Annotated in this window: 12 protein-coding genes and 1 pseudogene; 6 read left to right on the forward strand and 7 right to left on the reverse strand. The window is 56.2% G+C overall.

Annotated elements, in window-relative coordinates; translation table 11 throughout:
- The first annotated feature begins 83 nt into the window (after positions 1-83).
- Complete coding sequence (gene gap / locus A8O29_RS12225; RefSeq protein ID WP_159465336.1) at positions 84-1,085, forward strand: type I glyceraldehyde-3-phosphate dehydrogenase; 1,002 nt, start codon at positions 84-86, stop codon at positions 1,083-1,085.
- A gap of 107 nt (positions 1,086-1,192) precedes the next feature.
- Positions 1,193-2,119 carry an alpha/beta hydrolase gene (locus tag A8O29_RS12230; RefSeq protein ID WP_125352217.1) on the forward strand — a complete coding sequence of 309 codons (927 nt, stop codon included), beginning with the start codon at positions 1,193-1,195 and terminating at the stop codon, positions 2,117-2,119.
- 66 nt (positions 2,120-2,185) lie between these two features.
- Here A8O29_RS12230 and A8O29_RS12235 read toward each other — a convergent pair whose 3' ends face one another.
- The 3 genes from A8O29_RS12235 to A8O29_RS12245 all read right to left on the reverse strand — a co-directional run bounded on the left by A8O29_RS12235 (position 2,186) and on the right by A8O29_RS12245 (position 5,164).
- The gene (locus tag A8O29_RS12235) at positions 2,186-2,602 is read right to left on the reverse strand and encodes a GFA family protein (RefSeq protein ID WP_125352215.1); all 417 of its coding nucleotides are present in this window, start codon (positions 2,600-2,602) and stop codon (positions 2,186-2,188) included.
- Between the two features lie 115 nt (positions 2,603-2,717).
- Entirely contained in the window at positions 2,718-4,157 is a 1,440-nt protein-coding gene (aldA, locus tag A8O29_RS12240; protein ID WP_125352213.1) for an aldehyde dehydrogenase, read from the reverse strand.
- 209 nt (positions 4,158-4,366) lie between these two features.
- Positions 4,367-5,164, reverse strand: coding sequence for a YdcF family protein (locus tag A8O29_RS12245; RefSeq protein WP_125352211.1), 798 nt, complete (start codon positions 5,162-5,164; stop codon positions 4,367-4,369).
- 84 nt (positions 5,165-5,248) lie between these two features.
- Here A8O29_RS12245 and A8O29_RS22745 point away from each other — a divergent pair.
- Both A8O29_RS22745 and A8O29_RS12250 read left to right on the forward strand, forming a co-directional pair.
- Positions 5,249-5,368 (forward strand): annotated as a pseudogene (locus A8O29_RS22745) (hypothetical protein); the annotation flags it as partial.
- A gap of 21 nt (positions 5,369-5,389) precedes the next feature.
- Complete coding sequence (locus A8O29_RS12250; protein ID WP_125352209.1) at positions 5,390-6,049, forward strand: O-methyltransferase; 660 nt, start codon at positions 5,390-5,392, stop codon at positions 6,047-6,049.
- Positions 6,050-6,205: 156 nt separating this feature from the next.
- Here the strand turns inward: A8O29_RS12250 and hrpA are convergent, their stop codons facing one another.
- Entirely contained in the window at positions 6,206-10,108 is a 3,903-nt protein-coding gene (hrpA, locus tag A8O29_RS12255) for an ATP-dependent RNA helicase HrpA (protein ID WP_125355058.1), read from the reverse strand.
- 201 nt (positions 10,109-10,309) lie between these two features.
- Here hrpA and azoR point away from each other — a divergent pair, with 201 nt between their 5' ends.
- Together azoR and A8O29_RS12265 are read left to right on the forward strand one after the other, a co-directional pair.
- On the forward strand, positions 10,310-10,915 hold the full coding sequence (gene azoR / locus A8O29_RS12260; RefSeq protein ID WP_125355057.1) for an FMN-dependent NADH-azoreductase: 606 nt from the start codon (positions 10,310-10,312) through the stop codon (positions 10,913-10,915).
- A gap of 331 nt (positions 10,916-11,246) precedes the next feature.
- Positions 11,247-11,399, forward strand: coding sequence for a Hok/Gef family protein (locus A8O29_RS12265; RefSeq protein WP_125355056.1), 153 nt, complete (start codon positions 11,247-11,249; stop codon positions 11,397-11,399).
- A gap of 98 nt (positions 11,400-11,497) precedes the next feature.
- Here the strand turns inward: A8O29_RS12265 and paaY are convergent, their stop codons facing one another.
- The 3 genes from paaY to paaK all read right to left on the reverse strand — a co-directional run bounded on the left by paaY (position 11,498) and on the right by paaK (position 14,487).
- Positions 11,498-12,094, reverse strand: coding sequence for a phenylacetic acid degradation protein PaaY (paaY, locus tag A8O29_RS12270; RefSeq protein WP_125355055.1), 597 nt, complete (start codon positions 12,092-12,094; stop codon positions 11,498-11,500).
- Between the two features lie 11 nt (positions 12,095-12,105).
- On the reverse strand, positions 12,106-13,041 hold the full coding sequence (gene paaX / locus A8O29_RS12275) for a phenylacetic acid degradation operon negative regulatory protein PaaX (RefSeq protein WP_125355054.1): 936 nt from the start codon (positions 13,039-13,041) through the stop codon (positions 12,106-12,108).
- Between the two features lie 132 nt (positions 13,042-13,173).
- The gene (gene paaK / locus A8O29_RS12280; protein WP_125355053.1) at positions 13,174-14,487 is read right to left on the reverse strand and encodes a phenylacetate--CoA ligase PaaK; all 1,314 of its coding nucleotides are present in this window, start codon (positions 14,485-14,487) and stop codon (positions 13,174-13,176) included.
- Between the last annotated feature and the right edge of the window lie 13 nt (positions 14,488-14,500).

The raw sequence follows: 14,500 nt of genomic DNA on the forward strand, positions 1-14,500 counted from the left end.
TGTTCAGTTGCTCAAATGGACCGACTGGTCTAAGCCTGGAGGAGTTTTATCGCATCGTGAGATAACCTCCGAAGGAGAAAAAGATGAGCAAAGTAGGCATTAATGGTTTTGGACGCATTGGACGCCTGGTGTTACGCCGCATGCTGGAAGTGAAAAGCGCACAGGAAGTGGTGGCGATTAACGATCTGACCTCGCCGCACGTGCTGGCGTATTTGCTGAAGCACGATTCCAACTATGGCCCGTTCCCCTGGAGCGTCGATCACACCGACGATGCGCTGATCGTCGACGGTAAAAAAATCGCCGTCTACGCGGAGAAAGACGCCAAAAATATTCCCTGGAAATCAGCGGGCGTCGAGTACGTCGTCGAATGTACCGGGTTCTATACCGCCACCGATAAAGCCCAGGCGCACATTCAGGCCGGAGCCAAAAAAGTGCTGATTTCAGCCCCAGCGGGCGACATGAAAACCATCGTTTTTAACGTCAACGACGATACGCTGGACGGCAACGACACCATTATTTCCGTGGCGTCTTGCACCACCAACTGCCTCGCACCGATGGCGAAAGCGCTGCACGACGCGTTTGAAATCAAAGTCGGCACCATGACCACCATTCACGCTTACACCGGCACCCAGGCGCTGGTTGATGGCCCGCGCGGCAAAGATTTACGCGCCTCACGCGCCGCGGCAGAAAACATCATTCCGCACACCACCGGAGCGGCAAAGGCTATCGGGCTGGTGATTCCGGAACTGAAAGGGAAACTCAAAGGCCACGCCCAGCGCGTTCCGGTGAAAACCGGCTCCGTCACCGAACTGGTGTCGATTCTGGGTAAAAAAGTCACCGAAGATGAGGTGAACACGGCGTTGAAAAAAGCCACCCACGACAATGATTCTTTCGGCTATACCGACGAAGAAATAGTGTCTTCCGATGTGATTGGCAGCCATTTTGGCTCGGTGTTTGACGCCACTCAGACCGAAATCACCGAAGTCGGCGATTTGCAGCTGGTGAAAACCGTCTCCTGGTACGATAACGAATATGGCTTCGTCACCCAGCTTATTCGCGTGCTGGAAAAATTCGTTAAGCTGTAAGCCCTACGGCGGATGGCACGCCCATCCGCCTCACACATTTCCCCCTTCACCCTGACCGCTTTCCCACCCTGTGCTAAAACAGTGTTTTACCCTAAGCGAGAGTGGACATGTCGACATTCAATCCGAATGAACTTCTGCAACTGATGGCTGAAGCCTCACGCAAGGCTGCCAGCTTTTCCGTCTGGCCGCAGGGCGATGCGCCCGGCGCGGGTCAAAGCCCGGCGCAGTTAGTGCTCGAGGAACAGCATACCGGCCCGTCGGCCTGGGATCGTTCGGTCATCGGCGTGCGCGCCCCGCAGATAACGGTTTACTCCCCGGCCGAACCGAACGGCGTCGGTATCCTGGTGACGCCGGGCGGCTCGTATCGACGCGTGGTGTTAGATAAAGAAGGCAGCGCGCTGGCCCCATTTTTCAACGCGCGCGGCTATACGCTGTTTGTGATGACCTATCGCCTGCCGGGCGACGGTCATGCGGAAGGTGCCAACGCGCCGCTGGCAGACGTACAGCGCGCGATGCGGACGCTGCGGGCCAATGCACATCGCTGGCGGCTGGATGCCGATAAGCTCGGAGTCATGGGCTTTTCCGCCGGAGGACACGCGGCCGCCAGTCTCGGCACCCGTTTCGATGAAGTGGTGTACGACCCGGCGGATGAGGTCGATGCCCTTTCCGCTCGCCCGGCATTTATGGCGCTGGTGTATCCGGTTATCACTATGGTGGCAAACATCGATCACCCTGGCTCGCGGGAGGAACTGATTGGCAACAGCCCGGACGAACAGCAAATCCGCCATTATTCCCTCGAACAGCGCGCCAGCGTGCAAACGCCGCCGACGTTTCTGCTGCACGCGGTGGACGACCCGTCGGTCAAAGTGGAAAACAGCGTGGTGATGTTCAGCGCCCTGCGCCAACTCGGCGTGCCGGTGGAAATGCATCTGTTCGAGCAAGGGAAACACGGATTCGGTATTCGTGACGCTCAGGGCCTGCCGGTGTCGGTCTGGCCCGAGCTGATGATGAACTGGATAGAAACGAAGGTGTAATATTTCAGGGCATGCGTATCGCCTCATGCCCTGCTTTGAATAATTCGCTTACCGAGCGTAATCCCATTAGTTTTTAGCTGTCGGGGTATACGTCAGGATCCCCGCCACGCCGCCCCCGCCGTCGGACGGATGATGTATCCCGTTCGACACCGTCACGTCGGTAAAATCAAACGGCGAAACGTCTTCGATGCAGGCCACGTTTACCCCGTACTGTTGCGGGTTAGAACGCCGTTGATGGAAGGTGTAAATGCCGCACACCGAGCAAAAATAGTGCGCTGCAGTGCGGGTATTGAAGCGGTACTCCGTCAGCTTATCTTTCCCTTCCGTCACCTGAATGCCGGACAACGGCGCCGACACCACCACCGCGCCACGCATTCGACAAAATGAACAGTTACAGCGCCTGATGGTGTTAAACCCGTCCGACAGTTCGACCGTAAACTTCACTGCACCGCAGTGACATTGCGCATTCACTTTCTCAGTCACAGACACCTCACCGCCAAGGAATAGAGTGAAAATATGTAGCACAGAAGCGATTGGGCTGCACAGGGGTGCTCATAAAAAAGGGCCCGCATCGGGCCCTTTTGTCTCGCATCAGCCATCAGGATTGCAGATACACCACCTGAGTTTGCAGGTATTCTTCCAGCCCGTGACGCCCATCGGCGCCGCCAATCCCGGATTTACGCCAGCCCGCGTGGAAGCCCTGCATCGCTTCAAAGTTTTCGCGGTTGATGTAGGTTTCGCCGAATTTCAGCCCTTTAATGGCTTTCATCGCTTTGTTCAAATCCTGGGTGTAAACCGACGACGTCAGGCCGTATTCGCTGTCGTTGGCCATCTTCAGCGCGTCTTCCAGCGTGTCGAACACCACCACTGGCAGCACCGGACCGAAGGTTTCTTCATGCATGATGGTCATGCCGTGACGCACGTCGAGCAGCAGCGTCGGCGGGTAGAAATAGCCTTTGCCTTCCACCGCTTTGCCACCGATAACCACTTTCGCGCCCTGCTCAACCGCTTTCGCCACTTTCTGCTCTACACGTTCCAGCGCGGCAGCGTTGATCAGCGGACCCATCGCGATATCAGTGCGCTGCGCCGGATCACCGAACTGCACCGCTTTCATCGCTTCACCCAGGCGATTGACGAAACGGTCGTAAATGCCTTTCTGCACGTACACGCGTTCGGCGCAGTTACACACCTGCCCGGTATTAATGACGCGGGAATCGACAATCGCTTTCACTGCCAGTTCCAGATCGGCATCGTCGAGCACAATCGCCGGAGCTTTGCCGCCCAGTTCCAGGCACACTTTGGTGATATTCTTCGCCGCAGCGATCATGATTTTTTCACCCGCGCCGACGCTACCGGTCATGCTGACCATCGCCACTTTCGGGTTGCCTGCCAGCTCCTGGCCCACGGTTTCGCCCCGGCCCAGAACCAGGTTAAAGACGCCTTTTGGCAGGCCAATCTCATGGACAATTTTTGCGAACGCAATGGCGTTGTTCGGGGTAAATTCGCTCGGCTTAATAACGATGGTATTGCCGGTGATCAGCGCCGGAGCCAGCTTGCGGGCAATCAGGAAGAACGGGAAGTTCCACGGCAGAATGCCAGTGGTAACGCCCAGCGCGCGTTTGAACACGAAGATGTTTTCGCCCGGACGGTCGCTTTGCAAAATTTCACCTTCGTAACGGCGCGCCCATTCTGACATGTACTCGAGATAGTCGGCGGTGAACGCCACTTCGACTTCCGCCAGCTGCTGAATTTTGCCGCCTTCCGCGACAATCAGCGCGCTGATTTCTTCAGCACGTTCGCGAATCCCCGCCGCAATTTTACGCAGCCAGCCCGCACGCTGGATGGCCGGCAGCGCTTCCCAGGCAGGCTGCGCCCGTTCCGCTGCGTCGATGGCCTGCTGCGCCTCTTTGGCGGAACCGTCAGGAATGCGCGAAATCAGCGCCTCGGTTGAGGGATTGACCACGTCAATCCAGGCGTCGCCCTGCCAGGACACAAACTGACCGTCGATATACATAGGGTGTTGTACGGGTGCTGTCATGTGCTGCTCCTGTGAATGCATCGTTTTTAACAAGTAAATATATTGTTAAATATCGGGAGTTCACGGCACAAAGCCCAACCCTATGATCCTGTTTTTGTGAGACATCTCATAAAAGTAAGCCGCTGAACGCGATTCAGCGTCAACAACCCGATAACAACGAATGCCCGTTTGCGGATTTTTTGTCGCAAACGGGCATCAACAGGAGGGAGTTACAGCAGGGAACGGCTCGACAACGCCTCGCGCAGCAGCGCGTCTTCACGTAAAACGCGCCATGCGTCGAGCACGTCGTCAGGCATATCAACGTGCGCGATAAACCCTTTCCCGCGCGGCCCGTAGCCGTTTTCATCATCATGAATACGCGGCAGTTCGCCCAGTAATAAGGAGAGATAACGCTCCACCGGCCAGACGTTATGCGCTTCTTCGGCGAAGGTCAGACCGTGATTCCCGTTGCACAGCACCGGCAAATAGCCCGGATAGCTGCGCCACTGCGGGGCATTCGCGTCGTCCTGCCAGACGTGCGCAAACGTCGCCATGGTGCGGCGCTGCATGGTCGGGTCCTGCACCACAATTCCGGAATGGCAGCGGATACCACGCTCTGCCATGATGTCTCGCGTAAAGCGGGCATTCTCCCCACAGTTGGTGGAGCGCTGTTCCACCACAATGCGCTCCTGCGGAATGTTCCAGTGCTGATGTGCAATTTCCGCGAGAATTGACGCTTCGGCGCAGCCGGTGGTACGCAGGGCGTTATAACGCGGGTGACGGGCCACCGCGGCGTACAGGAAGGTGGTGGAATGGCCGATCCCTCCGCTTATCAACAACGTGCGGTTTTCTGCCGCCAGACGGCAGGCGGCGTCAATAGTTGGCATCACCGCATTGCCCGCCAGCACCACCAGATCAGCGTCGACGTTGACCGGTGGCGTGGGAAAATCGTTCTGCGCCAGCCATTCACCTACGCGGTTAGCAGCTTGCAAAGTCGTTTCGTTCAGATTTGGAAAGGTGGTCAGCATAATACTCCCTACTTTCGTGAGTCATTCCACAGAGTAACGTCCTGAGCGGAGGATGACAGGAGATCACTCCTAAAGCGAGTTATTGCCCAGCAGGCGCTATTCTTAAATCAGCTGAGCGTGGTGCAGGTAAAAAACACTCTGCTGTTGGCACAAATCTCCCTTTCCCGGTCGCTGGGAGGCGGCGGGTCTTTTCTGTCAGGCTGACGCTTAACATGAGGTTCAGGAATGCAAAAATTGTGGTCTGAAGTCGATAACTATCTGATTGAGCAACTCCTTCCGGCAGACCCCGTGCTTGAAAAAATACTGGAAAATAACCAGCGAGAAGGTTTGCCCGCCATTGATGTGGCGGCGAACCAGGGCCAGCTGCTGGCGCTGTTTGTACGCATGACGGGGGCCCGACGGGTACTGGAAATTGGCACGCTCGGCGGCTACAGCACCGTGTGGATGGCGCGGGAATTGCCCGATGACGGCAAGCTGATTACGCTGGAGTTCAGTTCGCATCACGCACAGGTTGCCCAGCAGAACCTACAACTGGCGGGCGTGGCGAATAAGGTCGACGTCATCGAAGGCCCGGCGCTTGATTCGCTGGCGGTCTTTGAGCCGGACACGCTTTTTGACCTGATATTTATCGACGCGGATAAACCGAATAATCCGCATTATCTGGAATGGGCGCTGAAGTTTTCCCGCCCCGGAACGCTGATTATCGGCGATAACGTGGTACGCGAAGGTGAGGTGACTCATCCGGAGAGCAAAGACAAAAGCGTTCAGGGCGTGCGGAAGTTTATTGAGCTGATGGGGAACAACCCGCGCCTGACCTGTACAGCGCTGCAAACCGTGGGCCTGAAAGGCTGGGATGGTTTTACGCTGGCATGGGTGAAGCATTGAGAGTTTAGCTAAAGAGTGGCTGTCCCCCCTCCCCCCAACCCTCTCCCTCAGGGAAAGGGAGAAAAAAAAGGTTCATCGCGCCTCCCTGAGGGAGAAAATATCGGTTCCCTCTCCCTGTGGGAGAGGGTTAGGGAGAGGGCATCAGCCCGCAGAGGACTACGCCGTAATCTGCTCCATCGCCTGCAATATCCGTTTATCAGAAATCGGATACGGCGTGCCCAACTGTTGCGCAAAATAGCTCACCCGCAGTTCCTCAATCATCCAGCGAATTTCCAGCACGTCGTCATCATTACGACGCGACGGCGGCAGCTTATTCAACCACTGCTGCCAGGCCTGCTGCACGCTTTCGACTTTCAGCATCTGCGCACGATCCCGATGTGGATCGATGGCTAATTTTTCCAGTCGTTTCTCAATCGCGTTGAGATAACGCAACGTATCGCCAAGACGCTTAAAGCCGTTGCCGGTGACAAATCCGCGATACACCAGCCCGGTCATCTGCGCTTTCACGTCAGAGAGACCCAGCGCCATCGTCATATCCACGCGTCCTTTCAGGCGTTTGTTGATATTGAATACCGCCGTCAGGATCTGTTCGACCTGTTTGGCAATTTCCACCACCGTGTCGTTGAGCTCCGCGCGGACTTTCTCATGCAGCGCCGCATAGTTCTCTTCGGTCCACACCGGACCACCAGCCTCGTGGATGAGTTTGTCGACGCCGCAGGAAATACAGTCGTCAATCAAATCCAGCACTTTACCGTACGGGTTAAAGTACAGGCCCAGCTTGGCTTTGTTCGGCAGCTTCTCGTGCAAATACTTAATCGGCGACGGAATATTCAGCAGCAGTAAACGGCGCAGACCACGCCACATCGCCTGCTGCTGTTCCAGCGGATTATCAAACAGTTTGATGGCCACGCTGTCGCGTTCGTCCACCAGCGCAGGCCAGGCCTTCATTTTGTAATTGCCGCGCTTCTGCTCATAGCTTTCAGGCAGCGAACCAAAGCTCCAGAGATGCAACCCGCTCTGTTCGATACCGTCGTCCGCTACCGCAGACAGCGTTTCCTGAACTTTGCCTTTTAATGCATCTTTCAGCGCCGTCAGGTCTCGACCTTCCTGAAGTTTCTTGTTTTTGTCGTCAATGACGCGGAAGGTCATTTTCAGGTGATCGGGCACCTGATCCCAGTGCCAGTCGTCGCGGTCAATCGTCACACCGCTCATCCGGCGCAGCTCGCGCTCCATCGAATCCAGCAGCGGCAGCTCCAGCGGCGTCATGCGGCCCAACAGCGCTTCGGCGTAATTCGGCGCGGGCACAAAGTTCCGGCGCACCGGTTTCGGCAGCGATTTAATCAGCGCGATTAATAGCTCGCGGCGCAGGCCAGGGATTTGCCACTCGAACCCGGATTCTTCGACCTGATTGAGCAACGGCAACGGAATATGCACCGTCACGCCGTCGGCATCCGCGCCCGGCTCAAACTGGTAGCTCAGGCGCAGCTTGAGGTTGCCCTGATGCCAGAAGTTCGGATAGTCGAGTTTGCTGACGTCATCGGCCCCTTCCTTAATCAGCATACTTTTTTCAAAGTTGAGCAAATCAGGCGTTTCGCGACTGGCCAGTTTCCACCAGTTATCGAAATGGCGGGCGGAAATCACGTCATGGCTGATGCGCTGGTCGTAAAACTCGAACAGGGATTCATCGTCTACCAGAATGTCGCGGCGACGGGATTTATGTTCAAGTTCTTCAATTTCGTTGCGCAGTTTGAGGTTTTCGCGGAAGAAGGCGTGACGCGTTTGCCAGTCGCCCTCCACCATCGCGTGGCGAATAAACAGCTCACGGCACAGCGCCGGGTCAATCTGGCTATAGTTGACCTTGCGGGCGGCGACAATCGGCAAGCCGTAGACAGTCACTTTTTCGGTGGCCATCACCGCGCCTTGCGAGCGCTCCCAATGCGGTTCGCTGTAGGAACGTTTGATTAAATGCTGCGCGACAGGCTCGACCCATTCCGGATCGATGCGCGCGGCAATGCGGCCCCACAAGCGGCTGGTTTCAACCAGTTCGGCGACCATCGTCCATTTCGGCGGCTTTTTGAATAATCCGGAACCCGGGAAGATCGAGAAACGGGCGTTGCGCGCGCCGGTAAATTCCTGTTTATCAGCGTCTTTCATACCGATGTGCGAGAGCAGCCCGGTCAGCAAGGCAACATGAATTTCACGGTACTCTGCCGGTTCGCTGTTCACCGGAATGCCAAGCTCTTTCACCACCTGACGCAGCTGGGTGTAGATGTCCTGCCATTCGCGTACACGCAGATAGTTGAGAAATTCAGTGCGGCAAAGGCGGCGGAATTGATTCGACGACAGCGCTTTTTGCTGCTCGCCGATATAATTCCACAGATTCACGAACGCCAGGAAGTCGGACTCTTTGTCATGGAAACGGCGGTGTTTTTCGTCAGAAGCCTGCTGCTTGTCCATTGGACGTTCACGCGGATCCTGAATCGACAGCGCCGAGGTGATGATCATCGCCTCACGCACGCAGCCGTGTTTCTGCGCCTCGAGCACCATACGCGCCAGACGCGGATCCACCGGCAGCTGCGACAGCTGGCGGCCCATCGGCGTGAGTTTGTATACGGTCTGCTGTTCGTCGGTGGTTATCGCGCCCAGCTCTTCCAGCAGGCGCACGCCGTCCTGAATATTGCGTTTATCCGGCGCTTCCACGAACGGGAAAGCGCCAATATCACCGAGCCCCAGGGCGGTCATCTGCAAAATGACCGACGCCAGGTTGGTACGAAGAATTTCCGGATCGGTAAATTCTGGACGCGACAGGAAATCATCTTCCGAATAGAGACGAATACAGATGCCTTCCGAGACGCGTCCGCAGCGGCCCTTACGCTGATTCGCCGACGCCTGAGAAACCGGCTCAATCGGCAAACGCTGCACTTTGGTGCGATAGCTGTAACGGCTGATACGCGCGGTGCCCGGGTCAATGACGTACTTGATCCCCGGTACAGTCAGCGACGTTTCCGCGACGTTGGTCGCCAGCACGATACGCCGTCCGCTGTGTGACTGGAACACGCGGTTTTGCTCGCTGTTTGATAAGCGGGCGTACAGCGGCAGAATTTCAGTATGGCGCAGGTCGCGCTTACTGAGCGCATCGGCGGTGTCACGGATTTCGCGCTCGCCGCTCATGAAAATCAGGATATCGCCCGGACTCTCCTGCCCCAGTTCGTCAACCGCATCGAAAATCGCCTGCAACTGATCGCGCTCGGTATCATCGGCATCTTCAACAATCGGACGATAGCGCACGTCGACCGGGAAGGTTCGGCCAGACACTTCGATGATGGGCGCGTTATTGAAATGTTTTGAGAAACGTTCCGGATCGATGGTCGCCGACGTGATGATGATTTTCAGATCCGGACGCTTAGGCAGCAGTTCGCGGAAATAGCCGAGCAGAAAATCGATGTTCAGGCTGCGTTCGTGCGCTTCATCGATAATGATGGTGTCGTACTGCATCAGCAGCCGGTCCTGCTGGATTTCCGCCAGCAGAATACCGTCGGTCATCAGCTTGACCATGGTGTTGTCGCTGACATGATCGCTGAAGCGGACCTTGTAACCGATGCAACCGCCCGGCTCCGTTTGCAGCTCTTCGGCAATACGGTTGGCCACGGTGCGCGCCGCCAGACGACGCGGCTGAGTATGACCGATCAGCCCTTTAACGCCGCGACCCAGCTCCATGCAGATTTTCGGCAGCTGGGTGGTTTTCCCCGAGCCGGTTTCCCCCGCCACAATCACCACCTGATGGTCGCGAATAGCGTTGTAGATATCCTGCTTTTTCTGACTGACGGGCAGGTTTTCTGGGTAGGTTATCGCCGGGCGAGCCGCTTCACGCAGCAGAACTTTACCCGCTGCCTGTGAAATCTCTTTCGCCATCTCCTGCATAATGGCCTGTTGTGATTCAGGATTTTTAACCTTCTTCACGCCATGCAGACGGCGGGCGAAGCGGGTTTTATCACGCAGCATCAGGCCGTCGAGCTGTTGATGAAGCTGCGAAAAGGTCATTTTGTGTTGTTCTGTCATAGCGTTATCGGGCAGCGCACTGCCGGAAAAATGTCTCTGTTTTCATTAGTGTTAGAGTACCACATCGCAGCCGCCCTTTCTTTCATCAATAAATTTGAACGAAGACTTCGATATATTGCGCTATCCCTGCGACAGGATTGTGAATAGCATGTCATCAAGCAACTGGGCACAGGCCCGTCAATCTCATAAAAGGAAACACCCATGAGCAAAGTTTTAGTTCTCAAATCCAGTATTCTGGCAGGGTACTCTCAGTCTGGTCAGCTGACTGACTATTTTGTTGATCAGTGGGCTGAAAAACATCCGGCAGACCAAATCACCGTTCGTGACCTGGCTGCACAGCCAATCCCGGTGCTGGATGGCGAACTGGTTGGCGCGCTGCGTCCGAGCGATGCGCCGCTTTCTCCACGTCAGCAAGAAGCGCTGGCGCTGTCTGACGAGCTGATCGCTGAGTTGCAGGCGCACGACGTTATTGTTATCGCCGCGCCGATGTATAACTTCAACATCCCGACTCAGTTGAAAAACTATTTTGACCTGGTCGCGCGTGCCGGTGTGACCTTCCGTTACACCGAAAACGGTCCAGAAGGCCTGGTCACGGGCAAACGTGCGGTGGTTGTGTCCAGCCGTGGCGGTATCCATAAAGATACCCCAACCGACCTGCTGGCTCCGTACATGAAGCTGTTCCTGGGCTTCATCGGCATCACCGACGTGAACTTCGTGTTCGCTGAAGGCGTAGCTTACGGTCCGGAAGTTGCGGCCAAAGCGCAGACCGATGCCAAAGCCGCAATCAACAGCCTGGTTGCTGCATAAAAGATTTCCCCTCTCGCCGCCCGGTGAGAGGGTTTTTACGTTTCCCCATGCTGAAAATATCCTCATTCCTTTCTTCCAGACACCCATAACGCACCCATAGAAAACGTTTTACGAGCGTGCTCGGGAAAACAACACATCAGGCTTTGACAATAAAGAGAAGCTCATAGAATGGCGGCGGGTGCTTGAGGCTTTCTGGCTCAGGCATTGGACAGGTCGTTCGTGCAGGTGCTGGAAAGTAAAAGCCCCAGGAGATATTTCTATCAACCTGGGGACTAACAATCCAAACCTAGCACGTTGGATGTTAGTCCCAATCGAGCATGGAGGCAATAACATGCTGACAAAGTATGCCCTGGTGGCGATCGTAGTGCTGTGCTGCACAGTACTGGGGTTCACGCTGATGGTCCGCGAAACGTTATTTGAGCTGAGCGTCAAGGAGCGCGGTATGGAAATCAGAGCGGTTCTCGCTTACGAATCGAGGAAGTGACTGACAAACGCGGGGAGTGATCCCCGCGTCTGACGGACAGGCGCGGATGCCAAAAGCACCCGTTTTAGCCCTCTTCGCGAGAAGAGGGCTAAATTGAGTTATTTTGCCGATTTCGGGCGCAGATTTTCGTCAAACGTCAGACGCTGACGACCCTCTTCGACTTCACGCAGCGGCTCGACCTGATGCATCGTTAGTTTGCAACGCTCAACCAGCACCTGATATTCACGCGTGCCGCGTTTCTTCCATTCCATTTCATCGGCGCTCAGTGCACGAATGGCCTTTGCCGGGCTGCCAACAATCAAATAATTAGCGGGCATTTCAGCCTTCGCTTTCACAAACGCCGCGGCACCCACAATGCTGTTTTCGCCGATGACCGCCCCGTCCATGATGACCGCGTTCATTCCGACCAGCGCGTTACGACGAATAACGCAGCCGTGCAGGATTGCGCTGTGTCCGATATGCCCGTCCTCTTCGACCACGGTGTCCTGCTCCGGGAAACCGTGCATGACGCAGTTGTCCTGAATATTGGCCCCGTCTTTGACCACGATTCGCCCGAAATCGCCGCGCAGGCTGGCATTCGGCCCGACGTAAACGCCTTTCCCGAGGATAACGTCGCCAATAAGTACCGCCGTCGGATGGACGTAGCTCTCTTCAGGCACCACGGGCGTTAAGCCATCAATTTGATAAACCGGCATGGTCACACTCCTTATTTAAGATTCAGCCCACCAAAGCGCTGATAAAACGGCGACGCGGGCTGTGGCAGCGGGCCGACGGAGGTTTCGCCCTTCTCGCTCACCCACGCCAGGGCGCCAGCTGCCACGCTCTGATAAATGTTGATGCACAGCTGACGAGCGGCCTGTCCGGCCCAGTGTGCGGGCAGCAGCTCTTCAGGCAACAGCGGATCTTTGAGGATCACCCGGCGGTACAAGTGAATCGCCAGCAGCTGGATCGCGAAGCAGCGTTCCGGCGTCAGTTCGCCCGGAGCCGCATCCCGCAGTAGCGGCAGCAACGGTCGGAAGGTATTGATGAAATTTTCATACATCTGGTTTTGTTCGGTGAGCTGCCAGCACTCTTCCACCCGCGCACGCAATGCGCTGACGGAGGTCGCCAGCGGGGAGCGGGCCTCAAAACATATGACATTTTCTGCCACGCCCGCCTCATGCAGTAGCGCCTGAACGTCCGCCAGTTTTTGCGAGGGAGAGGCCATCAGGCTCGGGGCCAGCGTGCCGAAGCCCTGCCAAATCAGCTGTTTTTTCACATCGGTGAGCGTGTTTTTATCCAGCCCTTCCGACAGCAACAGTAGCCAGGTGCCGTCCCACGCGGGCGGTTCAGCCCGGTAAATTTTGCTCTCAGCGCGTCGGGTCAGACGCAGCCCTTTGTCACTCAAACGGTAAAAGCTGCGCCGTCCGATACGCGAGACGTCAAGCCAGCCCTCTTTGTTGAGTCGGAATAACGAGGTGCGAACAAAGCGATCGCCAAAGCCGAGGCCTTCGAGCAGCGCCGTCAGGCTCCCGAGCCAAATTTCGCCGCCACGATGGGATAACGCATCCCCGTAAAGGGAGGAGATTAAAGAGGTTCCGCTGACCGGCACGGCCGCAACGGCCTGCTGGATAAAGAGATCAAGTTTACTCATCTGATTCATTCTGTTGTGATTTTTGTCCTGGATGAATCATAGCACAGATTATTTTACCCTCACCCCGACAGGAATGGTTGCCCGGCCTACAATCGCTCAGGCAGTAGGCCCGGTAAGCTTGCGCCACCGGGCATCACAGACTTAACCGTTTGCCGCCAGTTTCCGCAGGTCAAACACGCGACACGCTTTGCCTTCGGAGCGCGGAATACTGCCGCAGTTAACGATAGTCACGTCGGTAGAAATCCCAACCATTGATTTGATGCGGTGGCGCAGCTGATGGCACACCTGGCAGCGCTGCTCATGCGATAACGTCAGGCTACTCTCTTTCAGCTCGACTTTGATCGACAGCGAGTCCAGATGCCCGCGACGGTTCACTTCCAGCTGATAGTGCGGCGACAAATGCTCAAATTTAACGATTTCCTCTTCCAGCTGTGACGGGAAGACGTTGACACCGCGAATGATCAGCATATCGTCGCTGCGCCCGCTGATGCGGTCCATACGGCGCATGGTGCGCGCGGTGCCCGGCAATAGTCGGGTCAGATCGCGGGTGCGATAGCGAATCACTGGCAGCGCTTCTTTGGTCAATGTGGTGAACAGCAGTTCGCCCTGCTGACCGTCGTCCAGCGGCGTGCCGTCGATCGGATTAACGATTTCCGGGTAGAAGTGATCTTCCCAGATGGTCGGGCCGTCGGACGTTTCCAGACATTCCATCGCCACGCCCGGGCCCATCACTTCTGACAGGCCGTAAATATCCAGCGCGGAAATACCCAGACGTCGTTCAATTTCTTTGCGCATCGCCATGGTCCACGGTTCGGCGCCAAACACGCCAACGCGCAGGCTGCATGTGCTGGCATCGCCGCCCATCTGGCGCTCCAGTTCTTCAATCAGATTCAGGCAGTAGGACGGCGTAACCATAATCATGTCAGGCTTGAAATCACGAATCAGCTGCGCCTGTTTTTCGGTTTGACCGCCGGACATCGGGATCACCGTCGCGCCCAGACGCTCTGCGCCGTAATGCGCACCCAGCCCGCCAGTAAACAGGCCGTAGCCGTAGGCAACATGGATCTTGTCTTTCGCGCTGCCGCCTGCCGCACGCAGGGAACGGGCAACCAGATTGGCCCAGGTATCAATATCGTTTTGCGTATATCCCACCACCGTCGGTTTACCGGTGGTGCCAGAAGAAGCGTGAATACGCACCACCTGTTCCATCGGCACGGCAAATGTGTCGAACGGGTAGTTATCGCGTAAATCCTGCTTGGTGGTGCACGGGAATTTACGGATATCGCTCAGCTCGTTGAAGTCGTCAGGGTGAACACCCGCCGCGTCAAATTTACGGCGGTACATCGGCACATTATCGTAAGCATGTTTCAGCGTCCACTTCAGGCGTTGGGTCTGTAAAGCCTGCAGTTCGTCAACGGACGCGGTTTCAATCGATTCTAATTTTGTTGTTGTCATTGTAGGGTACTCG

The organism is Scandinavium goeteborgense, assembly GCF_003935895.2.
GTDB lineage: Bacteria > Pseudomonadota > Gammaproteobacteria > Enterobacterales > Enterobacteriaceae > Scandinavium > Scandinavium goeteborgense.

Coding starts and splice junctions, on each gene's coding strand:
- paaX (WP_125355054.1), bottom strand. CDS start 13,041: ATGAATCAGATGAGTAAACTTGATCTCTTTATCCAGCAGGCCGTTGCG.
- A8O29_RS12230 (WP_125352217.1), top strand. CDS start 1,193: ATGTCGACATTCAATCCGAATGAACTTCTGCAACTGATGGCTGAAGCC.
- A8O29_RS12245 (WP_125352211.1), bottom strand. CDS start 5,164: ATGCTGACCACCTTTCCAAATCTGAACGAAACGACTTTGCAAGCTGCT.
- paaY (WP_125355055.1), bottom strand. CDS start 12,094: ATGCCGGTTTATCAAATTGATGGCTTAACGCCCGTGGTGCCTGAAGAG.
- azoR (WP_125355057.1), top strand. CDS start 10,310: ATGAGCAAAGTTTTAGTTCTCAAATCCAGTATTCTGGCAGGGTACTCT.
- gap (WP_159465336.1), top strand. CDS start 84: ATGAGCAAAGTAGGCATTAATGGTTTTGGACGCATTGGACGCCTGGTG.
- A8O29_RS12265 (WP_125355056.1), top strand. CDS start 11,247: ATGCTGACAAAGTATGCCCTGGTGGCGATCGTAGTGCTGTGCTGCACA.
- aldA (WP_125352213.1), bottom strand. CDS start 4,157: ATGACAGCACCCGTACAACACCCTATGTATATCGACGGTCAGTTTGTG.
- hrpA (WP_125355058.1), bottom strand. CDS start 10,108: ATGACAGAACAACACAAAATGACCTTTTCGCAGCTTCATCAACAGCTC.
- A8O29_RS12250 (WP_125352209.1), top strand. CDS start 5,390: ATGCAAAAATTGTGGTCTGAAGTCGATAACTATCTGATTGAGCAACTC.
- paaK (WP_125355053.1), bottom strand. CDS start 14,487: ATGACAACAACAAAATTAGAATCGATTGAAACCGCGTCCGTTGACGAA.